The following is a 21489-nucleotide window of genomic DNA, read 5'->3' on the forward strand; positions in this document are numbered from 1 at the left end:
AGGTTAATAAACCAGTTTGTTGAGCGGGTATTCAATGATGCCTTCCGCTCCCAGGGACTTGAGCCGGGGAATGATATCCCGTACGGCGGATTCGTCAATGACCGTTTCCACGGCCAGCCAGCCTTCTTCCGCCAGATGGGAGATGGTGGGGCGGCGCAGGGACGGCAGGGCCTCCACCAGGCCGTCCAGGGCGGCGGCGGGAAGGTTCATCTTCAAGCCCACCTTCCGGCGTGCTTCCAGAGCGCCCTTGAGCATGAGCACCATGGCTTCCAGCTTCTGCCTCTTCCATTCGTCCTCCATCGTTTCCTTGTTGGCGATGAACTGGGGATAGGAGGTCATCAGGGTGTCCACGATGCGGAGCTTGTTGGCCTTGATGGAGCTGCCCGTTTCCGTGATGTCCACGATGGCGTCCACCAGTTCCGGCACCTTCACTTCCGTGGCGCCCCAGGAGAATTCCACATGGGCCTTGATGCCTTTTTCCTGAAGCCAGCGTTCCGTAATGCCCACGCCTTCCGTGGCGATGCGCTTGCCCTGCAGGTCTTCAGCACAAGTAATGGGAGAGTCTTCCGGAACCACCAGCACCCAGCGGGTGGGCCTGGAGGTGGCCTTGGAGTATTGGAGGTCCGTCAGCACTTCCACGTCCGCGCGGTTTTCATAGATCCAGTCGCGTCCGGTGATGCCGCAGTCGATGAAACCGTCGTTGACGTAACGGCCGATTTCCTGGGCGCGGATCAGGAAAAGCTCCAGATCGTCGTCATCGGAAGTCGGGCGGTAGCCGCGGCTGGATACATAGATGTTGTAGCCGGCCTTGCGGAACAATTCCACGGTGGAGTCCTGCAAACTGCCTTTGGGAAGTGCTATTTTGAGTTTCTTCGACATGATGGGACGAAAATGAAAACCCACGCGGGCCCCATTGTCAAGTTCAGAACCTCATGCCGGTTAATTTAACGGGCCATGAGCCGTTCTATGTCATCCGGCAGCAGCGGCACGTCCCCCAGCAGGTCCGTGTTTTCCGTCTCGCCGATCAGGATGTCGTTTTCCAGGCGGATGCCGATGGATTCCTCCGCGATGTAAATGCCCGGCTCCACGGTGAAAACCATGCCCGGCAACACGACGGGGTTACTTTCCCCGACGTCGTGCACGTCCAGCCCCAGGAAGTGGGAACATCCGTGCATGTAATATTTGCGGACAATGGGGGGATCAGCCGGGTTTTCCGCCACCTGGGCCGGAGTGATGAGGCCGAGCTTGACGAGTTCCCCCGCGGCGAAGACGCGCACCAGGCGTTCGTATTCGGATTTGAGGATTCCGGGCCTCAGAATGCTTTTGGCATAGGTCATCATGTTCAGCACGCTTTCATACACGGCGCGCTGGCGGGGCGTGAACTTCCCGTTCACGGGAACGGTACGGGTCATGTCGGAATTGTAGTTGCCGTATTCCGTGCCTATGTCCATGAGCACCAGGGCGCCGTCTTCACACCGCTTGCTGTTCTGGATGTAGTGCAGCACGCAGGTGTCCTTTCCGGAGGCGATGATGGGCAGGAAGGAGAATTTGCGGGCGCCCCTGCCGATGAATTCGTTGGAGAGGAAGCCTTCTATCTGCCATTCCCCCAGTCCCGGCCTGATGAAGCCGAGCAGCGCACGGAATCCTTCATTGGTGATTTCACAGGCTTTTTTGAGCGCTTCAATTTCCTCCGGCTTTTTGATCTGGCGCATCAGGGAGAGGATTTCATAGACGTTTTTCAAAACCACGTCCGGGAATTTTTCCTTCAGCTCCTTGGTCATGCGGGCATTGCGCGTTTCCACCGGGCAGGTGCAGCGGGGATGCTGGTTGGCCTCCACAAAAACCATTCCGGCGGACGGCACCAGGCGGTCCAGCAGGGAGTCGTATTCCTTCGTCCAGCGCACGTCCTGAATGCCGCTCAATTCCCGGGCCTGTTGCTGGGAGAGCCGCGCGCCTTCCCAGATGGCGATCTGTTCGTTCGTCTCCCTCAGCAGCAGGATTTCATCCCACCCGTCTTCCCGGATGGTCATGATCAGTACGGATTCCTCCTGGTCGATGCCGGTGAGATAAAAAAGGTTGGCATTCTGATGCAGGGCGAAGGTGCCGTCGGCATTGGTAGGGAATACGTCGTTGGCGTGCAGGATCAGCATGCTGCCGGCAGGCAGTCGGGAGGCCAGTTCCTTACGGTTGCCGGAATAGAAGGAGGAGGGAAGCGGCTCGTATCTCATACCGACAGCATGCTCCGCTTTTCCGGCTTGTCAATCATGCATCGGGACAGGTTCATTGCATGGATTCAGAGGCCTGCCGCAAGAAAAGAAGAGCGTTCGGAAGGAATCGGGTCATACCCCCTAACAGGAGTCTTTCGAATTCCGTCACACCCTGCATGTCCGGAACGGTTTCACGATTTTTTCTGCTGCTGGGCGCCGGACTGGCGCTTTCCTGCTCCAATTCCCAGAAACTGCCTTCCTCACCCCTGATCACACATCCCCTGCACCCGGATTCCAGGCAAAGCTGCTTTGAAGGGGTATGGTACAATCCCACGGAACAGGCCATTTGGAGCACCCCAAAATTGAACGTGTACGTAGCGCCCGTCAATATCAATTACATCAAGACACAGTTCCCGAAGGAAGCCCCGGCGCTGGCGGAACAATTCAGAACGGAACTCCAGAAGGACATCGCCAGAGTCCTGGAAGAAAAGAACAGACAGACCGGCGGCAAAATCAACTGGAAACTGGTTTCCCGCCCCACGGAGGGCTGCATCATTCTGGACGTGGCCATGGTGAAGCTGAAAGCCACGGACGTGGACGGCAACATCATGTCGGACCTGGTTTCCCTGGTCTCCCCCCTGCCGGGAACATCCCTGCTGCTGGGCAGCTTCATGAGCGGAGACGTGGGTATTGAAGGGCGTCTTGTGGACACGCGCACGGATGCCGGCATCATGGAGTTCAAAGCCTATAATACGGACCCCATCACCCTGTTTTCCGTCAAGGAGTTTGAACACTTTGCCTTTGACAAGCGGAACCTCCGGCTTTTCGCCAAGGGAATTTCCTCCATTTTCAAGGATGGCCCTTCAAGCTACATTCCCAAGACGGGTCAGATTGATCTGGACCCGTTTTAAGCGGATTTCTTCTCCTCGTCCGCGGCGGATTTTTCCGCGGGATCATAGAAAACGCAGTCCTGCACCGTCTTCCGGGTCTTGAAAGCATACACCAGAAAGGCAAGGCCCACGAAAATAAGGAATACGGAAAGGAACTGGCCGCGCGTCATTCCCATGGAGAACGGGGAGTCAGGTTCCCGGAATTCCTCGCAGACAATTCTGCCGATGGCATAGACAATGGCAAATACGCCGCAGAATACGCCGTTCCAGGCACGCGGGAATTTCACCCGGATGAACCACAGGATGGCAAAGAGCACCACGCCTTCCGCAAAGGCCTCATATAGCTGGGAGGGGTAGCGCGCATGGCCCTCCATCACCTGGGCCACGATTTCCTTCACGGCAGGGGTATCTCTCACTCTGTCCGCCACCCAGGCGGCATTCATTTGCTCCGGCACGGGGATGCCGGAAAGATACATTTTATCCAGCAGCCCCGGCTCCCCATAAATGCGGGAGGCCACCTGCATGAACAAGTCCGGGTCCTGTGCGAGTTCCCCCGGAAAGATCATGCCCTGGGAGGAGCCGGGAGGAACAATGCGCCCGTACAATTCTCCGTTGATGAAGTTGGCCATGCGCCCGAAGAACAGGCCGACGGGAGCGACAATGGCCAGGCCATCCAGCAGGGCCACCCATTTGACGCGGTGCTTCCAGGCATAATAAAATGTGTAAAGCCCCACGCCGATCATGCCGCCGTGACTGGCCATGCCGCCCTCCCACACGCGCAGGATCACGAAAGGATCCGCCAGGAATTGGGCCCAGCCGTGATTGGGTATATGGTAAAAGAATACATAGCCCAGCCGGCCTCCGAAGAGCACACCGAAGATCGCCACATAAGTCACGAAGTCAGCCAGCCTTTCCTGCGGAACGGGGTACAGCTTCCTGCGGGAGAGCCAGGAAAGCAGGAAATACCCGGCGATAAATCCCAGCAGGTAGGCAACGCCATACCAGCGCAGGGCGATGGAGTCCGTAAACTGCCAGATAACGGGGTTCAGGTCGTGTACATAGGGAGACGCACTCATGAATGTTCCTTTCCGGGCAGGTATTGGGTAAGGCTTTCCACAGCTTCGCGGTCCAGGGCTCTTGCCAGGGCTACCGTCAGCTCCGTTGCGGCGCGGTAATCGCGCAGGTCCAGCACCCCGTTATGGGCATGAATGTACCGGGTGGGGATTCCCAGCACGATGCAGGGCACTCCCTTTCCGGAGAGATGAAGCGCTCCGGCATCCGTGCCGCCGGAACGGCGCACGGTGAGCTGGAAGGGGATGGACGCCTTCACGGCCACTTCCTCCGCCAGTGCGGCCAGGCGGGGATTGGTGATGGCCGTAGGGTCAAACAATCTGATCTGCACGCCGCCGCCCAGAACTCCCTGGGAGTCGCCGGGGGAAAATCCCGGGGTATCGTCCGCGGGGGGAGCCTCCAGGACAATCACGCAATCCGGCTTCATGGCGGCGCCCGCCGTTCTGGCTCCACGGGTTCCCACTTCCTCCTGCACCGTCGCGGCGGCAATGAGCGTGTTGGGGTGCCCTTCCCGGCACAGTGTCTTGAAAGCCTTCACCATGACGGATAAACCGGCACGGTTGTCAAATGCCTTGCCCATGACGCGGAACGGATTTTCCAGATGGGAAAAGGCTGCATCAGGCACCACGGGGTCTCCCAGGCGGATGCCGAATTCGTTCTTCACCTGCTCTGCGCTTTCAGCCCCCACATCCACAAACAGGGCATCCATGGCCATGACGGTGTTGCGCTGGCCTTCCGGCAAAAAATGGGGGGGCCGGGAACCGATCACCCCCTGAACGCGGCGTCCGGAGCGGGTTCTCACCAGAACGCGCTGGCTCAGCAGGGTATGCGGCCACCAGCCGCCGATGCCCACCAACTGCAGAAAGCCGCCGGCTGTAATATTCTGAACGAGAAAGCCTATTTCATCCATATGGGCCGCCAGCATCACGCGGGGGCCGAAATCCCCGCTGGTGCAGAACAGGCAGCCGGAACCGTCCGCGGAAAATTCCCCATATCCGGAAAGTTCCTGCGCCACAAGCGCCCTCACTTCATCCTCATGCCCTGAGATACCGTGGGCTTCCGAAAATTTTTTCAGCAGATCCGAATCAATCGCCATGGGCCGAGCATGTGAAAACGCCCTTCCCAGGTCAAGCCCGCAGCCGTGCCGCATGATTTTTTCTTGACCGGATGCTTGCGGCCCTCAAATACCGCAAGCAAATTTTCCCTGCCGTTTTCATGAAAGAAACAAGAGATTTTTGCTAGCCACAATCCGGTTTTTGGTGTAACTAATCAGGGAATCGAATTGTGCTATGAAATCCATCCTTACTTTCATCACGGCTATGCTGGCTGCCGTGCTTCTTGTTCCTGCGGCATCCGCACAAAGCACGAGCAACCCAAAAACGCAGGTGCGCGTTACCCTGGACAAGCTGTCCCTGTACATGCGCCAGTCTCCGAACGTGCCTACGCAGGACGATCCGCGGCCCCTGCCCAAGCCGAAGAGGTGGGCGGATTTTGAAGTGCCTTTCAAGGTGGAAGCTTCTCCAATGCCCAAATCCGGCTACATTGATTCCCTGACGTTCAAATTCTATATTGCCGTGGTCAATCCGGACCGCGCGCGCCAGTACCTGAAACTGTACAAGGAAATCAAATACGTCAACGTTCCGGTGGGTGAATCCACCTACGCTTCCGTTTACCTTTCCCCCTCCTCCGTCAAGCGCATCACCGGCTCGGAAGGCGGCCGCGGCAAGTGGGTCAAGTATGAAGGCGTTGTCGTGGAATATAACGGCAAGGTAGTGGCTACTTATTCCTCCGAACGCGGCAAGATGGAAAAATGGTGGGCCATCCAGTCCCCCAGCATTGTGGAAACCACCTATTATCCCCTGCTGAACAAGGATGAAACACCCTTCTCCGTATATTGGTATGACCGTTATCCGGAAATCATGAAGCCCAACCTCCACCAGGGAGGCTCCGCCCCGGAACCTTCCGGTTTCGGAACGCCGACGCCGCCGGAAACCGACGATCTTTGATCTTTTGTATCGTTCCGTTCCGGCTTTTCCAAGACCGTACACATTTCACTTTTTTATTTAACAGAAATCACCCATGGCTAATTCACGACAAATCGTCGCATTAAACGTAGGTTCCCAGCGAGTATCAATGGGCGTCTTTTCCAAGACGAATAAAAACGACCTCATCCTGGACCGCTACGCTACGCGTCTCATCGTACTGGATCCGTCCGCAGAAGGCATGCGCCTGGCAAAAGTGGGGGAGGCCGTCGCCGACCTCGTCCAGGAGCTCCGCGTCAAAGGCGGCGTTGCCAATTATTCCGTATCCGGGCAGTCCGTTTTCATCCGCTTTGTCAAGCTTCCCGCCCTGGACGACACGGACGTTGAACAGCTCATCCGGTTTGAAGCCCAGCAGCATGTCCCCTTCCCGCTGGATGAAGTCGTCTGGGACTACCACCTCCTGCCGGCCCAAGGGCTGGAACGCGAGGCCGTCCTGGTCGCCATCAAGGCGGAAGACCTGGATTCCCTGAACGATGAAATCACCTCCCATGGACTTTCCACCGGCAAGGTGGACTGCACGCAGACCTCCCTGTACAACGCGTACGTGGACAGCTATCCGGAAGAGAAGGAGCCCGTCATGCTCATCGACATTGGCGCCAAATCGACCGACCTGATCTACAGCGAACAGGGCCGCTTTTTCACCCGCAGCATTTCCGCGGGCGGTATTTTCGTCACTTCCGCCATCGCCCGTGAATTCAACCTGTCCTTTGTGGAAGCCGAACGTCTGAAGATCACCAGCGGACTCGTTTCCATGAGCAACGGACAGACGGAAGGGCTGGACCCGGCCACGGCCAACCTGGCTACCATCATCCGCACGGCCATGACCAGGCTGGCTTCCGAAATCCAGCGCACGACCAACCACTACCGCGCCCAGATGAAGGGGAGCGCGCCCGTGAAGGCCTACTTGTGCGGCGGGGGCTCCTCCCTTCCGTACACCAAGGAATTCCTGGAAGACAAGCTGGGCATACCGATTTTCTTCTTCAACCCCATGCACAACGTGGGCGTAGGTTCCGGCGTGGACGTGAACACCATTTCCCGTGAAGCCTTCACCCTGGGCGGCATGATCGGAACGGCCATCAACGCCGTTGACCGAGCGTCCCTCAACATTGACCTGGAGCCCACCGCAGTGGCTAAAAAACGGGCCAACCAGAAGAAGATGCCCGCCATCATCACCGGGGCCGTCATCGCCGTACTCGGCGCGGCTGCCTATGCGGTCACGGGCTACATGGGCGTGGAAAAGGCCAAGCAGACCCTTTCCGGCGTATCCCCCACCGTCAGTTCCATCAAGTCCGAACAATCCGCCCTGCGCCTCAAGGAGCAGGAATTGAAGAAAATGGACGCCACCCTCGCCTCCTACCAGCAGCTGACTCTCCAGCGGTACGGCTATGCGGACATTATCAAACATCTTCTGGAACAGTCGGAACACAAGAATTACCCTTATTGGTTCACGGATTTTGAACCTGTGGCGCACTTCAATCCGGAGGACGCCACCCAGATCACGGGCTACTCCGTCATCAAGGACTCCTTCCTTTCCGACAAAAACACCTCCCTGGTGGAAAACATCAGGACGGAGACGGCCGCAAACTCCGCCAGTGATGAAGAAGAAAATGCCGTTTACAGCGTCAATGCCATCCGTCTGACCGGCCTCGCCAAACGATCCGACGGCGGCCAGAAACTCATCCAGGACCTCCAGGCCAAAATGGATGCTAACAAGGATTCCCTATTTACATTCAAAAATGGAGACAGGAAGCTCGAAGTCCGCCAGATCATGGAACTGGGCGCCAAGGACGCCAAGATAGACGCCGCGGCAGGGGCCTTCGTTCCCTTCAAGCTGGTGCTTCCGCTGAAAACGCCCATTCCCGTACATTTTAACAAGTAAGACTACCCAACCCCAACAAGATATATTTTATGAGCAATTGGATTACAGACAACAAGCCTGCCGCTACGGTAGCGGGCGTGGGGCTCCTCTTATTCCTTGGGCTGTCCGTGGCTGGGTACATGGCTAATTCCGAACGCAGTGACCTGGATAAGAAAATCAAGTCCGCTTCCCAGGAAATCAAGTCGGCCAACGCCGCGGCAATTACGCCGAGCCATACGTCCAACAAGGAGCTGGAAAAGGAATTGAACCGCTATGCCAAGGCCATCGGCAATCTGGAAACGGCATACAAGCCCTTCATGGCTTCTTCCGTGCTGGCTCCCACCACCCCCACGGCGTTCCAGAATGAGCTGAAGGCCTTCCGGGAATCCCTGATAGCCTCCTGCAAGGAAAAAAACATCCAGATTACAGATACTTCCTCCTGGCTTGGCTTCCAGCTTTACAGCACCCAGGCTCCCTCCGTGCAGGCTACGCCCACGCTGACCTTTGAAATGAAGGCCATCAACAGCCTGGTCAACAAACTCACAGACTGCGGGCTGACCAAATTCATCAAGGTTTACCGTTCCCAGCTTCCCATTGAAAATCCGGCGCGGAACACGGAAGATGAGGAAGATTCAGACCAGAAGGCTCCCTGGACGGGCATGCCGCTGGAAATCGCCTTCCAGGGCGACCGGGGAAGCGTTCTGAAAGCCATGAACGCCATTACGGATTCCCAGGAATACCTGTTCACGGTCAATTCCATCAGAATACGCAACGAACGGATGATGCCGCCGCCCATCACCAATCCGGCAGCCGCACAGCCTGCCTCCGCACAGCCCCAGACGGGAGCGGCGAGCCTGACTCCGGCGGGGGAAGCGGCGGCTCCGGCCGAGCCCCCCATCCAGCAAATAATCAAGCCCTACATGGGCAAGGAACAAGTGATGGTCCAGGTTTCTCTGAACCTGGTTCACTTCGCACAGCCCAAGGCGCAGGAACCGTCTGAAGACTAATTACGGCAATCAATTCGCAGAAAACAATTTCACCATGTCTGAAAAACAAAACTACGACAAGATCCTGATGGTCTCCGGCATCGTTTTGGGCCTGGGGGTGGCCGCTTACGGCGCCTGGACCTTCATGAAGCTGGACGACCAGTACAAATTTACCACCCGTGTTTCGGAAAAGCCCGTGGAACCGCCCTCCGGCATCAAGAAGGCGGAAACAGTCAACCAGGAAATCTCCGCTTCCCACGAACTCAAACCCATCGTCCAGGAAACCCAGGAATATGTGGGGTTCGTTGCCCCCAACCTCTGGATCAAGACGGGGGGAACGGAACCCTTCGATATCGTGTCCGGACCGCCCATTCACGGGAATATCCCCAATAAATGGTTCCTGGACAACGGACTGGAAGACATTTTCATTTATTCGGACGTCCTGACCCGGGACCCGGACAACGACGGCTTTACCGTCCAGGAGGAATACGAGGCCAAAACGCATCCCAACGATCCCAACAGCCACCCGCCCCTCATCAACAAGCTGTATGTGGACGAAATCAAGCAGTTCGGCTTTTACCTGGTCTTCTCACAGGCGGACGGCAACGATTTCACCTTCAAGGGGCAAAATCGCGCCAGACAGGACCTGTGGAGAAGCACCGTCCAGCTCAACGGCCAGTTCGGGGCCAGGAAGAACACGAATGAAAAGCCCAGGTTCGAGCTTGTCAGCGTGGCCAACAAGGAATTCAAGAATGAAAGCCTCAACATGGTGGAAACGGACCCCGAAGCGACCGTCAAGGATTTGAAGCCGACCAAGAACGGCCAAACCTACACGGTCAGAAGGGGAGCCAAGTATTTCATACCCATCATTGATAAGAAAGTAAACCTTACTATTGCCGCCGGTCCCAAACGGGATACCAGCTTTGAAGTAGAGGAAGGCGCCGACTTCCAGATACCCGGTGACACCAAGCAGACTTACACGCTGAAAACCGTTGATAATGCAACGCAAACCGTAACCATTGCCAACAAAACAACAGGAGAACAAACAACACTGAGCAAGAAAAAATAGACCCGGATTTTCACTTTTCTAAAAAAAAAGCTTCACAAATCCGAAAAACATGTAAAAAGAAGAACCTAACTATGGACCACGCACCACTTTATCAATCGAAGCGTTCTCTGATCGCGCTGATGGCCATTGCCGCGTCCTGCCCTTTTGCGCAGGCCGGTGAGGATTACGGCAGCGTCGGAGCCTCCAGCGCCTTGGGTACCTCCTATGCTGGATACTATGCTGCGGGCCAATCAGACGCGGCACGCCGCGCCATGGCACGCCGCGAGGCTCAAACCCAGGAAGCAATGCAGCTCCTTTCCGAAGGCCGTGAATTGTACCGCGAAGGCAAGTACAAGGAAGCCCTGGACAAATTCAACGCCGCCTACAGCACGCTGCCCGCCGCACCGGTCAACGACCAGCGCAGGCAAGCCATCGCCAACAACATTGGCGACGCCAGCATCGCCGTTGCGCAGGAATACATCAAGGTAGGCCGCTATGATGAAGCCGACAAGCTCCTGCAGGACGCCATCCGGCTCAATCCCAAGAAAGCCGCGCTTGCCAAACAGACGCTCGAATACATGAAGGACCCGATTCGCACGAATCCGGCGCTCACTCCCGAACACGTCAAGAACGTGGAAAAGGTGAACACCCTTCTTCACATGGCCTATGGTTACTATGACCTCGGCGAATATGATAAAGCCATCGCCGAATTCAACAAGGTTCTTACGATTGACCGTTACAACGTGGCGGCGCGCCGCGGCATGGAAACGGTAAACCGACGCAGGTCCGCCTATTACCGCGCTGCGTACGACGAAACCCGCAGCTCCATGCTGGCGGAAGTGGACCAGATCTGGGAACGCCCCGTTCCGGTTGAAATTCCGGATGGTCCGGAGAATATCGGCCCTGGTCCCGACACCGGAGTCAGCGGCGCCACCGCCAACCTGATGAAGCTCAAGAGCATCATCATTCCCTCCGTTTCCTTTGAAGATACCACGGTGGAAGATGCCATCGACTACCTGCGCAGGAAGTCCGTGGAACTGGACCGTACCGGCGTAAACGGAGAACGCGGCATCAACTTTGTCATCAATGACGCCCAGCCCGTGGGCACCACTCCCGTGGCCACCGTTCCTGCGGATGATTCCGGCTTTGGTGAAGACGGCATGGAATCCACGGAACCCGCTCCGGTGGCGGCAGCTCCCCAGGAAAGCATCCGCACTCGCAAGATCGGCCAGTTGAAGCTCACCAACGTTCCGATGCTGGAAGTGCTCAACTTCATCTGCCGCAATGCTGGCCTGCGCCAGAAAGTGGAAGACTATGCTGTCACCATCCTTCCCGCCGGCGGCAATGACGTGGACCTGTACCAGCGTACATTCCCCGTGCCTCCCGGCTTCCTCCGTTCCCTGTCCAGTTCCCTGGGCGGCGGCGACGACGGTGGCGACACCGATCCCTTCGGAAGCAGCGACAGCTCCTCCTCCAGTATCAAGCCCCTGCCTTCCGCTTACAACCTGCTCAAGAAAGCCGGTGTGCAGTTCCCGGAAGGGGCATCCGCCATCTTCAGCGCCAGCAACGGTACCCTCATTGTCCGCAACACGCAGGGCAACCTGGACCTCATTGAACAGCTTATTGAGCAAACCCGCGGTGAATCCCAGCAGGTGCGCATCATGACCAAGTTCGTGGAAGTAACCCAGGAAAACACGGAAGAACTCGGCTTTGACTGGATTGTCACTCCGTTCTCCGTCAGCAATGACCGCAGCACCTTCCTGGGCGGCGGCACCAGCGAAGGTTCCGGACTCAATTCCAGCGATTTCACCCAGTCTCCCGGCGGCGTCAGCGGCTGGCCCGTAAACAGTACCAACACGGACTCACACGGAAACGGCCTGGTGAACGGCTTGGTGGGCGGCAACCGCACGGGCGACTTCGCCATCTCCAAGAACTCCGTGGACAATCTGCTCAACAGCACCAACCGTTCCGAAGCCACGCAGAAGAGTCCGGCTCCCGGCATCATGTCCCTCACGGGCATTTATGATGAAGGCTCCTTCCAGATGCTGATGCGCGGCCTGTCCCAGAAGAAGGGTTCCGACGTCCTCACCGCTCCGAGCGTTACCGCCAAGTCCGGTGAAACGGCCAAAATTGAGATCATCCGCGAATTCTGGTATCCCACCGAATACGAACCCCCGGAACTTCCCAACAACGTCAGCAGCTGGGGCGGCAACAACAACCGGAACAATATTCTGGACGATGTCCTCAATAACAATCCGGCCCAGGTGACCAGCTTCCCCGTCACTCCCGCCACTCCCGGCGTGTTTGAAATGAAGCCCGTCGGCGTTACCCTGGAAGTGGTGCCCACCATCGCGGAGAACAAGTACATCATTGACTTGAGCTTCAAGCCCAGCATCGTGGAATTTGAAGGCTTCGTGAACTACGGCAGCCCGATTCAATCCACCGGCGTGGGTTCCGACGGCAAGCCGATGTCTCTGACCCTGACGGAAAACCGCATTGAGCAGCCGATCTTCTCCAAGCGTTCCGTTGAAACGTCTCTGTTCATCTACGACGGCCACACCGTGGCAATCGGTGGTTTGATCACGGAAAACGTCCAGACGGTGGAAGACAAGGTGCCTATCTTTGGCGACCTGCCCCTCGTCGGCCGCTTCTTCCGTAGCAACTCCGACAACCACATCAAGAAGAATCTGATGATCTTCGTGACCGGTCAGATCATTGATGCCACCGGCCAGCCTGTCCGTGGGAATTCCCTCCCGACGACTGCCGCCGGCGCGGAAAACGCGCTGCCGTCTTCCGATCCGACTCTGTTGCCTCCTATTATGTAGTCAGCGTGCATAAAGTCCATACCGGAGCGGGTGAAAGGGTGACCTTTCACCCGCTCTTTGCATCCCAACCTGACGTCTTTCCCACTTTGCCCATCATGAAAACACTGGTCGTCACCGGCGGAATCGCCACAGGCAAATCCACAGCCATCCGCCTGCTCATGGAAATGGGCGCACCGCATCTGCGCCTGTTTGACTGTGATGCGGAAGCAGGCAGACTGCTGGACAGCGGCCTTCTGGAAGACGCCCTTATCCGGGCGTTCGGCCCCGGCAGCGTGGACGGCGCGGGACGGGCGGACAGACATTTCCTGAGGGAGCTGGTCTTCCGCAATCCGGAAAGCAGAAAAATTCTGGAAGGACTTATTCATCCCCTGCTGCACCAAGAATGTCTTGCGCAAATGCAGGCGGCGCGGCAGAATGCGGCGGTAAACGGGTTTGTCATTGACGTGCCGCTGTTTTTTGAAACATCGGCGCGCTACCATCAGGATGCCGTATGCGTGGTAGCCGTTTCCCGGGAAACGCAAAAGGCCCGCCTGGCCCTCAGGAACGGATTCCGCGAGGATATGATTGAGGCTATTCTGGCCGCCCAGCATCCCATTATGGAAAAGGTGGCCAAAGCCGATTTCGTGATCTGGAACGAAGGCCCTCCCTCCCTGCTCCAACAACAAACCCAAAGATTTCATCAACACTTTTTCCATGACTGAAGAACGCGAAAACAAGCCGCTCCCCGACGAAGAAATTCCCCAGGCCGACTCCGCACAGAACGCCCCCGCTCCGGAACAGGCTCTTCCGGTCCTGCTCCCCGCCCCGGCGGAAGAGAGCGCTCCGGACGTGCCGTCCACCCCGGAATCCGCGCAGGAGGAACCGGAACCCCGGCCCATTCTGGAACAGATCGACATCAACGAACTGCGCCGGCGGCCCCTGAACGACCTCCAGGAAATGGCGGAAACCCTCCCCATCCGGAACGCCTCCTCCCTCACCAAGTCACAGCTTGTGTTCGAACTGGGCAGGCAGCTTCTCGCCAAGGGCCACGAAGTGGTTGTCTCCGGCGTCATGGAACAGGCCAAGGACAATTACGCCATGCTGAGGGACCCGGTCAAAAGTTTCCGCACATCCCCGGACGATATTTACCTGGGCGGCAACCTGATCAAGCCCCTGCATCTGCGCGTGGGCCAGTTGATCAAGGTCCGGCTGCGCAAGCTGAGGCCCCATGACAAATACCTCTCCGCCTCCGCCGTCATCAGCGTGGAAGGCATTCCCGCGGAAGAATACAGGGCGGCCCAGGACTTTGAACGCCTCACCCCCCTCTTCCCCAAGGAACGCCTGCTGCTGGAAAACAAGGAGGTCAATTCCGCGGCCATGCGCGTGCTGGACCTGATGACACCCTTCGGCAAAGGGCAGCGCGGACTCATCGTGGCGCCTCCCCGCGGCGGCAAGACCGTTCTTCTGAAAACGATCGCGCGCTCTATCAGGGCCAACTATCCCCAGGTGGAACTGATCGTTCTTCTTCTGGACGAACGCCCGGAGGAAGTGACCGACTTTGAAGAGACCGTGGACGCCCCGGTTTATGCCTCCACCTTTGACGAACCTTCCCGCCGCCATGCCCAGGTCTCCGACCTCGTCATCGAACGCGCCAAGCGCCTGGTGGAAATGGGCCGGGACGTCGTCATCCTGCTGGACTCCCTGACCCGCCTGGCACGCGGCTACAATGCCAATCAGACGGGCGGCCGCATCATGTCCGGCGGCCTCGGCTCCAATGCCCTGGAAAAACCCCGCAAGTTCTTTTCCGCCGCGCGCAATGTGGAGGAAGGCGGCAGCCTGACCATCATCGCCACCTGCCTGGTGGACACGGAATCCCGGATGGACGAAGTGATCTTCGAGGAGTTCAAGGGTACGGGCAATCTGGAAATCCGCCTGGACAGGGAACTTTCCGAACGGCGCATTTATCCGGCCATTTCCCTTTCCCAAAGCGGCACCCGCAATGACGACAGGCTGTATAACGAACAGGAGTTCGTCAAAATCATGCAGCTCCGCCGCCAGCTTGCCATGAAACCCGGCTGGGAGGGCCTTCAGGCCCTGCTGCAAAATATTTCCAAAACCCAGAACAACGCGGAGCTGCTTCTGACCGGCCTGCGTTAAAACCCAGCATTCACGGGCTTTTCATTCCTCCAGCCTCCGTGCCGCATCCCGGCACGGAGGCTTTTTGATGAATCAAGGGCAAAAATGAGGGAAAAACCTTCATCCCTTCCTGCCCGGATTCCATGCTGCCGCTTGCTGCGGATGAACAGCGGGAGAACAGGAAAAGGCATGAATTCCCGTCACACGGCCCTCAAATTGCCATGTCTGCCAAAGTCACACCGGAAGGGACAGGGAAGCCGCCTTTATTCCTTTCCCTGCCGGGTTTTTACGCGGAAAATGCGCATGGAGTTGCCGACGGCAAGCAGGCAAACGCCCACGTCCGCCATCACGGCGGCCCACATGCCGGCCAGGCCCAGAATACCGAGAACCATGACCAATACCTTGATTCCCAGAATCATGACGATGTTCTGCACAATGATGCGCTCCGTTGCCATGGAAAGGCGGATGGCTTCCGGGACGGATGCGGGATCACCTTTCATCAGCACCACGTCCGCCGCCTGAAGGGCGGCATCCGATCCCACGCCACCCATGGCGATGCCTATGTCCGCCCCGGCCAGGGACGGCGCGTCATTCATGCCGTCCCCCACAAAGGCTACCAGGCCATCTACGCCTTTCAACTCCTGGATATGCTCCAGTTTCTCCGCCGGCATCAGGCCGCTGAATACTTCATCCAGTCCCAGCCTGTCCCCCACTTCCCTGCCGGCGGAGGAAGAATCCCCCGTCAGCATGACCAGCCTGTTTACGCCCAAATCCCTCAATTCCCTGACGGCCAGGGCCGCTCCGGGCTTCACCTGGTCGGACATGCGCAGACGCCCCAGCAGCACTCCGTCCAGGGACACGTAAATCGTGGCACCGCGTTCCTCCAGGTCATCGATCGCCACACCGGCATCCTTCAAAAATGTCTTCTTGCCCGCCAGAACGGACCTGCCCTCCACCCGGGCGGAAACGCCTCCGCCCGTCACTTCCACCATATCCGCCACACGCTCCGGAAACAGGGCGCCTCCATACGCCTTCACAATGGAACGGCCCAGAGGATGGGAAGCGGCGCTTTCCGCGTGGGCCGCCCAGTACAGCAGGCTTTCCGGGGATACCCCGGCGCACGGCAGAACTTCATCCACGGCAAACACGCCTTCCGTCAGCGTCCCCGTCTTGTCAAACACCACGGTCTTCACCTTGCGCAGCGCATCCAGATAGCTGCTGCCCTTCACCAGGATTCCGTTGCGCGCCGCCCGGCCTATCCCGGCAAAGAAGCCCAGGGGGACGGACAGCACCAGGGCGCACGGACAGGAAATCACCAGCAGCACCAGGGCGCGGAAAAGGCCGTCTCCCCAGCTTCCGCCAGTCACGAAGGGGTAGCACAAAAACACCAGGACGGCAATGGCGATAACCAGCGGCGTATAAATGCGGGAAAACCTGCTCAGCCTTCCCTCAATGCGGGACTTATTGCCGGAAGCGGCTTCCACCAGTTCCTGCACCCGCGCCAGGGCGGAGTGCTTCCAGTCACGGTCCGTGCGCACGTACAGTACGCCCTGGCCGTTGATGTATCCGGCCATGACGGCGGTTCCCTCCCCCGCCTCCACCGGCAGGGATTCCCCAGTCATGGCGGAAGTGTCCAGCACGGAACGGCCGCCCACGATCACGCCGTCCAGAGGGATGCGCTCCCCGGCCCTCACTTCAATCAGGGTACCCGGCGCCACGTCCGCCGGAGGGAGGTCCCGGACGATGCCGTCCTCTTTCACATGTACCGCATCCGGCCTCAATTTCATCAGTTCCCTGACGGAACGGCGGGAACTCCCCACGGCGCGCTCCTGGAGGTATTCCCCCACCCGGTAAAAAAGCATTACCCCCACGGCCTCGGAATAATCCCCCAGAAACATGGCTCCCAGGGAAGCGATGCTCATCAGGAAGTTTTCATCCATGGCGCGCCCGTGCCTCAGTCCGATAAAAGCCGTTTTCAAGACATCCCACCCGATCAGCAGATAGGCCCCCGCATACGCCGCCAAACCGAACCAGGTATCGCCCCCCGCCACCAGAGCCGCGGCAAACAGGGCTATCCCCAGGATGGCGGGCATGGGCCTGATTGCCCCTTCCGTTCCGCAGGAACCTCCCGAGCAACAACACCCGGTCCCGCAGGACATTTCTTCAAAAGCGTGTTCGTGGGAATGTTCCTTGCTCATGGTCTGTTCCGCTTGTACGCCCGCTCCGCCGCTATGGCAAGCCTCTTGTTAGTTATACCTAACACAAGGTTTGCCAGCATTATTCCCGTTTGAACCTTTCCAGAACGCCATGCCCCAGGAATTCGTCCATGGCCATGGCCCCGGCTCCCAGCAACCCGGCTTCCGAGCCGAACCGGGCAGGCAGGATCACCAGATCCTCCATCAGCAGCGGGAACATCTGGGCCCTGAGATTGGCCAGCAGGGACTTCATCAGCAGGTCCCCGGCCTTGGCCACGCCGCCGCCAATGATGAAGGCGTCCGGCACCAGCGTGTACATCAGGTTCATGATCAGGCAGGCCAGTATTTCCGCGGTATCCTCCCACAATTGCAGGGCCACGGGACACCCGGCGCGGGCGGCGACGTCCAGGTCCCGCGGCGTGCATTCGTCCACCTTTTTGTCAATGCCCGCCCCGGCATACCGTCTGACGGCCTCCGCCGCCAGTTCATTGTTGCCGATGTATTCCTCAATGGCGCCGCGGTTGCCGAAGGGACCCGTCTTCCCCTGGTAATGAATGCTCGTCTGCCCGAACTCCGCCGCGGAAATCCGCCTGCCCCGCAGGATGCGGTCGTGCAACACGATGCCGCCCCCTATGCCCGTTCCCATGGTGAGGCACACCAGGCTGGACATGCCGCGGCCGGCCCCCAGCTTCCATTCCGCATAGGCCATGCAGTTGGCGTCGTTGTCCAGCACGACGGGAAGCCCCACCGCGCGCTCCATCATTTCCTTGACCGGGATTTCATGGTCCCACACCTTCACGTTGGTAAGCTGGTAGAGCACCCCCTTGTAATAGTCGCACCATCCCGGCATGCCCATCCCCATCACGCAGGCGGTGGGGAATTGCTCGCGCAGGCCCAGCGCCGTCGCGACCATGGCGTCAATGATCGCCTGGGGGCTTTCAAACATGGTGGTCGGAATGCGGTCGGCAGTTGCCAGAATGCGGTCGCCCGCCGTGACGCCCATCTTGATGCTGGTTCCGCCAAAGTCCACGGCCAGTGCGCAGGGTTCTGAAAAGCTCATGGTTCATACTTATGCCAGCATCCCCCGGGAATCAACGCAAAAACGCATTCGCGCCCATCCCATTCCGTTCTATGACCAACTTCTTGTATATAGTACAATAAATATCCCTTAAAAAGGGCTTGCCAGACGGCCTTCGCCCAGTTCATGATAAACGCCGCAATGATGGAAATGCCCGGTTCGGACGAGTGGTTCATGCGCCAAGCGATGAAGGAAGCCAGAAAAGCCCTGGCCAGGGGGGAAGTGCCCATCGGAGCCGTCGTGGTCAGGGACGGCCATGTGATCGCCCGCGGCTGGAACCAGGTGGAAACGCTCAAGGACGCCACGGCGCATGCGGAAATGATCGCCCTGACTGCCGCCCAGGAAGCCCTGGGGGACTGGCGGCTGGAAGGCTGCACCCTGTACGTCACCAAGGAGCCGTGCCCCATGTGCGCGGGAGCCATCGTGCACTGCCGCCCGGACCGCGTGGTATTCGGCTGTCCGGACGCCAAGACGGGAGCCGCCGGAGGGTGGATCAACCTCCTGGACTCCAATCCCCCCCTCAACCACAGGTGCGAGGTACAGTCCGGAGTGCTGGGGGAGGAATGCCTGTACCACCTGCAGCAATTTTTCCGGGAGGCCCGCCTGCTGGCCAGGGAGAAAAGGAAACAGGCCGGAGAACTTCCCTCCTCCCCGCAGGAGGATGGCGGGAAAGCCCCCGAATAAACCACTTTGCATTTGCCAAAAAGGCCGACTCACGGCAAGCTAACGGCTCTATGGAACCCCGGCACGACAACGAAACTACGGGCGACACGGAACGCAAGCCCTCCTGGATCAAGGTACGCCTGCCCAACGGCAGGGAGTTCTGGGATGTCAAGCAGCTCGTGGAAGGCAAAAACCTGTTTACCGTCTGCGAGGAAGCCCACTGCCCCAACCGTTACGAATGCTGGAACCAGGGCACGGCCACGTTCATGATCGCCGGGGAGCGCTGCACGCGAGCCTGCGCCTACTGCGCTGTCAAGACGGCCAAACCCTTCCCCCTTGATCCGGAAGAACCCCGCCACGTGGCGGACGCCGTCGTGCATATGAAGTTGCGCCACGCCGTCATCACCATGGTGACCCGGGACGACCTGCCGGACGGCGCGGCCGCCCACTTTGCCGAGGTCATCCGCGCCGTCAGAAAAGCCAGCCCGTCCACCATCATTGAAGTTCTGGCTTCAGACCTGAATGAAAAGGCCGCCTCCATCCAGACGCTGATGGCTGCGCGCCCGCACATTTTCGGCCACAATCTGGAAACGGTGGAACGCCTTACCCCCATCGTGCGCTTCCGTGCCCAGTACCGCCGCTCCCTGCGCGTCCTGAAAATGGCGCTGGACTGCGTAAACGGGAAAGTGGCGACCAAGAGCGGCATCATGTTGGGACTGGGGGAAACGGAGAACGAGCTGTTCCAGTCCATGGACGATCTGCTGGAGCATGGCGTCACGGTGCTGACCCTGGGCCAGTATCTGCGGCCCACGCGCAACCACCTGCCGGTGGTCCGGTACATCCATCCGGACGACTTCGCACGGTATGAGGAAATAGCCCGCTCCAAAGGGTTCAGGCATGTGGCGTCCGGCCCGCTTGTCCGCAGTTCCTACCACGCCGCCAATTTCAAACCGGAGGCGGACGTTCTGGAAGCCATCAACGAAGATTTGAGAAAGGCGGGAGAACTTTAGAATAAATCTTGATTTCCTTCGTCCACTCTTTACCATACAACCAATTCCTGCAACCGCGAATCTTATGAGTAAAACACGTTCCTTCCTCCAGGCCGGAGCCATTCTGGGCGGCACCGTCATCGTGACGGCCGCCGTCGCCCCGCTGTTCCTGCCCAATCAGAACACGAAAGATTTGACGTCCGCCGAAGCGGCGGAAATTACCGCCCATACCATGGATACCAAGTGCGCGGACTGCCACAGGCCCGGCACCGAGGTTCCGGGGCTGGTGAACACCCTTTCCGGCGGCCTTCTCGCCCGCCACATGAGGGACGGCCAGCGCAGCTACAACATGGAGGAACCGCTCTCCGCCGTCACCCTCTCCAAACTGGAGCACGTGCTCCAGACCGGCTCCATGCCCCCCACCTCCTATACCATGGTTCACTGGGGCAGCACGCTCACTCCCCTGGAAAAAGCGGCCATGCAGAAGTGGATCAGGGACGAGCGCCTGAAGATATTCGGCGACATGGTGGGCGAGGAATACGCCATTTCCCCCATCGCACCCATCCCGGACAAGCTGCCCGCGGACCCGGCCAAGGTGGAACTGGGGTACAAGCTGTTCCATGACGTACGGCTCTCCACGGACAATACCGTTTCCTGCGCAACCTGCCATTCCCTGGAAAAGGCAGGCACGGACAACCTGGCCACTTCCACGGGCGTACGCGGCCAGAAGGGCGGCATCAACGCTCCCACAGTCTTTAACGCCGCCTTCCACACCAAGCAGTTCTGGGACGGCCGCGCCGCCAACCTCCAGGAACAGGCCGGCGGTCCTCCCCTGAACCCCGTGGAAATGGGTTACGAGCACCCGGACGACTGGAATAAAATAGCCGCCAAGCTGAATGCGGACACCGCCTTTGCCGCGGAGTTCAAGAAGGTCTATCCCCAGGGGTTCACCGGAGAAACCATCACCAACGCCATCGCGGAATATGAAAAAACCCTCATTACGCCGAACAGCCCGTTCGACCGCTACTTGAAGGGTGATGAAAACGCCATCAGCGAGAACGCCAAGAAGGGCTACCGCCTGTTCCTCAAGCTGGGCTGCCAGACGTGCCACACCGGTCCCGCCATGGGCGGCCAGTCCTTTGAATACGCCGACCTCAAGGGCGACTTCTTCGGTGGCCGCGCCAAGACCAACGACGACAACGGCCTGATGAACTTCACCAAGAAGGAAACGGACAAGCACAGATTCCGCGTTCCCACCCTCCGCAACGTGGAACTCACTTGGCCCTACATGCACGACGCCTCCGCCCAGACGCTGGAAGAAGCCATTACCAAAATGTACCACTACCAGCTTGGTTACGACAAGCTGGACAAAACCGAAGTGCGTCTGCTGGTCGCCTTCCTGAAAACCTTGACGGGTGAATATCAGGGCAAGCCCGTCCGGGGTGAAGTCTGCCCCGCTCCGTAAGGACCTCTTCCCTCCTTTCCAGCCGCGCCATGAATCGTTCATGGCGCGGCTTTTTTG

General features: G+C 58.7%; 17 protein-coding genes. 11 read left to right on the top strand and 6 right to left on the bottom strand.

Going from position 1 to position 21489, the window contains the following annotated elements; translation table 11 throughout:
- Nucleotides 1-3: 3 nt before the first annotated feature.
- Nucleotides 4-879: an ATP phosphoribosyltransferase gene (gene hisG / locus HMPREF3039_RS00165; RefSeq protein ID WP_067570581.1), complete on the bottom strand. Its 876-nt coding sequence runs from the start codon at nucleotides 877-879 to the stop codon at nucleotides 4-6.
- A gap of 65 nt (nucleotides 880-944) precedes the next feature.
- Complete coding sequence (locus tag HMPREF3039_RS00170) at nucleotides 945-2228, bottom strand: aminopeptidase P N-terminal domain-containing protein (RefSeq protein WP_067570583.1); 1284 nt, start codon at nucleotides 2226-2228, stop codon at nucleotides 945-947.
- 155 nt (nucleotides 2229-2383) lie between these two features.
- Between HMPREF3039_RS00170 and HMPREF3039_RS00175 the strand changes: the two genes are divergently transcribed.
- Nucleotides 2384-3118: a hypothetical protein gene (locus tag HMPREF3039_RS00175; protein WP_067570585.1), complete on the top strand. Its 735-nt coding sequence runs from the start codon at nucleotides 2384-2386 to the stop codon at nucleotides 3116-3118.
- Here HMPREF3039_RS00175 and lgt read toward each other — a convergent pair.
- Together lgt and HMPREF3039_RS00185 are read right to left on the bottom strand one after the other, a co-directional pair.
- A complete protein-coding gene (gene lgt / locus HMPREF3039_RS00180; RefSeq protein WP_067570588.1) occupies nucleotides 3115-4173 on the bottom strand; it encodes a prolipoprotein diacylglyceryl transferase in 1059 nt (352 codons plus the stop codon). The two genes, HMPREF3039_RS00175 and lgt, sit on opposite strands and share 4 nt — an antisense overlap.
- Nucleotides 4170-5264: a M42 family metallopeptidase gene (locus HMPREF3039_RS00185; protein WP_067570590.1), complete on the bottom strand. Its 1095-nt coding sequence runs from the start codon at nucleotides 5262-5264 to the stop codon at nucleotides 4170-4172. The genes lgt and HMPREF3039_RS00185 overlap by 4 nt, the downstream gene beginning before the upstream one ends.
- Nucleotides 5265-5457: 193 nt before the next feature.
- Here HMPREF3039_RS00185 and HMPREF3039_RS00190 point away from each other — a divergent pair, with 193 nt between their 5' ends.
- The 7 genes from HMPREF3039_RS00190 to rho all read left to right on the top strand — a co-directional run bounded on the left by HMPREF3039_RS00190 (nucleotide 5458) and on the right by rho (nucleotide 15063).
- Nucleotides 5458-6174, top strand: a complete 717-nt coding sequence (locus HMPREF3039_RS00190; protein ID WP_067570592.1) for an Amuc_1102 family pilus-like protein — start codon at nucleotides 5458-5460, stop codon at nucleotides 6172-6174.
- A 73-nt stretch (nucleotides 6175-6247) separates the two neighbouring features.
- A complete protein-coding gene (locus HMPREF3039_RS00195) occupies nucleotides 6248-8089 on the top strand; it encodes an Amuc_1101 family PilM-like pilus complex protein (protein ID WP_082770028.1) in 1842 nt (613 codons plus the stop codon).
- 29 nt (nucleotides 8090-8118) lie between these two features.
- A complete protein-coding gene (locus HMPREF3039_RS00200; protein WP_067981703.1) occupies nucleotides 8119-9075 on the top strand; it encodes an Amuc_1100 family pilus-like protein in 957 nt (318 codons plus the stop codon).
- Nucleotides 9076-9109: 34 nt separating this feature from the next.
- A complete protein-coding gene (locus tag HMPREF3039_RS00205; RefSeq protein WP_067570598.1) occupies nucleotides 9110-10123 on the top strand; it encodes an Amuc_1099 family pilus-like system protein in 1014 nt (337 codons plus the stop codon).
- Between the two features lie 71 nt (nucleotides 10124-10194).
- Complete coding sequence (locus tag HMPREF3039_RS00210; RefSeq protein ID WP_082770029.1) at nucleotides 10195-12927, top strand: Amuc_1098 family type IV pilus outer membrane protein; 2733 nt, start codon at nucleotides 10195-10197, stop codon at nucleotides 12925-12927.
- Between the two features lie 95 nt (nucleotides 12928-13022).
- Complete coding sequence (gene coaE, locus HMPREF3039_RS00215; RefSeq protein WP_147549365.1) at nucleotides 13023-13628, top strand: dephospho-CoA kinase; 606 nt, start codon at nucleotides 13023-13025, stop codon at nucleotides 13626-13628.
- Nucleotides 13621-15063, top strand: a complete 1443-nt coding sequence (rho, locus tag HMPREF3039_RS00220) for a transcription termination factor Rho (protein ID WP_067570604.1) — start codon at nucleotides 13621-13623, stop codon at nucleotides 15061-15063. The genes coaE and rho overlap by 8 nt, the downstream gene beginning before the upstream one ends.
- A 242-nt stretch (nucleotides 15064-15305) precedes the next feature.
- On the opposite strand, the gene HMPREF3039_RS00225 is transcribed toward rho, so the two are convergent.
- Both HMPREF3039_RS00225 and HMPREF3039_RS00230 read right to left on the bottom strand, forming a co-directional pair.
- Entirely contained in the window at nucleotides 15306-17240 is a 1935-nt protein-coding gene (locus HMPREF3039_RS00225; protein ID WP_082780667.1) for a heavy metal translocating P-type ATPase, read from the bottom strand.
- 79 nt (nucleotides 17241-17319) lie between these two features.
- Entirely contained in the window at nucleotides 17320-18297 is a 978-nt protein-coding gene (locus HMPREF3039_RS00230) for an ROK family protein (RefSeq protein ID WP_067570606.1), read from the bottom strand.
- A 144-nt stretch (nucleotides 18298-18441) separates the two neighbouring features.
- On the opposite strand from HMPREF3039_RS00230, the gene tadA reads away from it, so the two are divergent.
- The 3 genes from tadA to HMPREF3039_RS00245 all read left to right on the top strand — a co-directional run bounded on the left by tadA (nucleotide 18442) and on the right by HMPREF3039_RS00245 (nucleotide 21432).
- Entirely contained in the window at nucleotides 18442-18999 is a 558-nt protein-coding gene (gene tadA, locus HMPREF3039_RS00235) for a tRNA adenosine(34) deaminase TadA (RefSeq protein WP_082770030.1), read from the top strand.
- Entirely contained in the window at nucleotides 18996-19988 is a 993-nt protein-coding gene (lipA, locus tag HMPREF3039_RS00240; RefSeq protein ID WP_082770032.1) for a lipoyl synthase, read from the top strand. The genes tadA and lipA overlap by 4 nt, the downstream gene beginning before the upstream one ends.
- Nucleotides 19989-20052: 64 nt before the next feature.
- A complete protein-coding gene (locus tag HMPREF3039_RS00245) occupies nucleotides 20053-21432 on the top strand; it encodes a cytochrome c peroxidase (RefSeq protein WP_067570610.1) in 1380 nt (459 codons plus the stop codon).
- Nucleotides 21433-21489 lie beyond the last annotated feature (57 nt).

Origin of the sequence: Akkermansia sp. KLE1798 (assembly GCF_001580195.1) — a bacterium.
In the GTDB taxonomy this organism is placed as follows: Bacteria; Verrucomicrobiota; Verrucomicrobiia; order Verrucomicrobiales; family Akkermansiaceae; genus Akkermansia; species Akkermansia biwaensis.

Bases quoted from the DNA above. Each gene is read 5' to 3' on its own strand.
- tadA (WP_082770030.1), top strand. From the start codon at position 18,442: ATGATAAACGCCGCAATGATGGAAATGCCCGGTTCGGACGAGTGGTTC.
- HMPREF3039_RS00195 (WP_082770028.1), top strand. From the start codon at position 6,248: ATGGCTAATTCACGACAAATCGTCGCATTAAACGTAGGTTCCCAGCGA.
- coaE (WP_147549365.1), top strand. From the start codon at position 13,023: ATGAAAACACTGGTCGTCACCGGCGGAATCGCCACAGGCAAATCCACA.
- HMPREF3039_RS00200 (WP_067981703.1), top strand. From the start codon at position 8,119: ATGAGCAATTGGATTACAGACAACAAGCCTGCCGCTACGGTAGCGGGC.
- HMPREF3039_RS00190 (WP_067570592.1), top strand. From the start codon at position 5,458: ATGAAATCCATCCTTACTTTCATCACGGCTATGCTGGCTGCCGTGCTT.
- HMPREF3039_RS00170 (WP_067570583.1), bottom strand. From the start codon at position 2,228: ATGAGATACGAGCCGCTTCCCTCCTCCTTCTATTCCGGCAACCGTAAG.
- HMPREF3039_RS00175 (WP_067570585.1), top strand. From the start codon at position 2,384: ATGTCCGGAACGGTTTCACGATTTTTTCTGCTGCTGGGCGCCGGACTG.
- hisG (WP_067570581.1), bottom strand. From the start codon at position 879: ATGTCGAAGAAACTCAAAATAGCACTTCCCAAAGGCAGTTTGCAGGAC.
- HMPREF3039_RS00225 (WP_082780667.1), bottom strand. From the start codon at position 17,240: ATGAGCAAGGAACATTCCCACGAACACGCTTTTGAAGAAATGTCCTGC.
- HMPREF3039_RS00205 (WP_067570598.1), top strand. From the start codon at position 9,110: ATGTCTGAAAAACAAAACTACGACAAGATCCTGATGGTCTCCGGCATC.
- HMPREF3039_RS00245 (WP_067570610.1), top strand. From the start codon at position 20,053: ATGAGTAAAACACGTTCCTTCCTCCAGGCCGGAGCCATTCTGGGCGGC.
- HMPREF3039_RS00230 (WP_067570606.1), bottom strand. From the start codon at position 18,297: ATGAGCTTTTCAGAACCCTGCGCACTGGCCGTGGACTTTGGCGGAACC.
- HMPREF3039_RS00185 (WP_067570590.1), bottom strand. From the start codon at position 5,264: ATGGCGATTGATTCGGATCTGCTGAAAAAATTTTCGGAAGCCCACGGT.
- HMPREF3039_RS00210 (WP_082770029.1), top strand. From the start codon at position 10,195: ATGGACCACGCACCACTTTATCAATCGAAGCGTTCTCTGATCGCGCTG.
- lgt (WP_067570588.1), bottom strand. From the start codon at position 4,173: ATGAGTGCGTCTCCCTATGTACACGACCTGAACCCCGTTATCTGGCAG.
- rho (WP_067570604.1), top strand. From the start codon at position 13,621: ATGACTGAAGAACGCGAAAACAAGCCGCTCCCCGACGAAGAAATTCCC.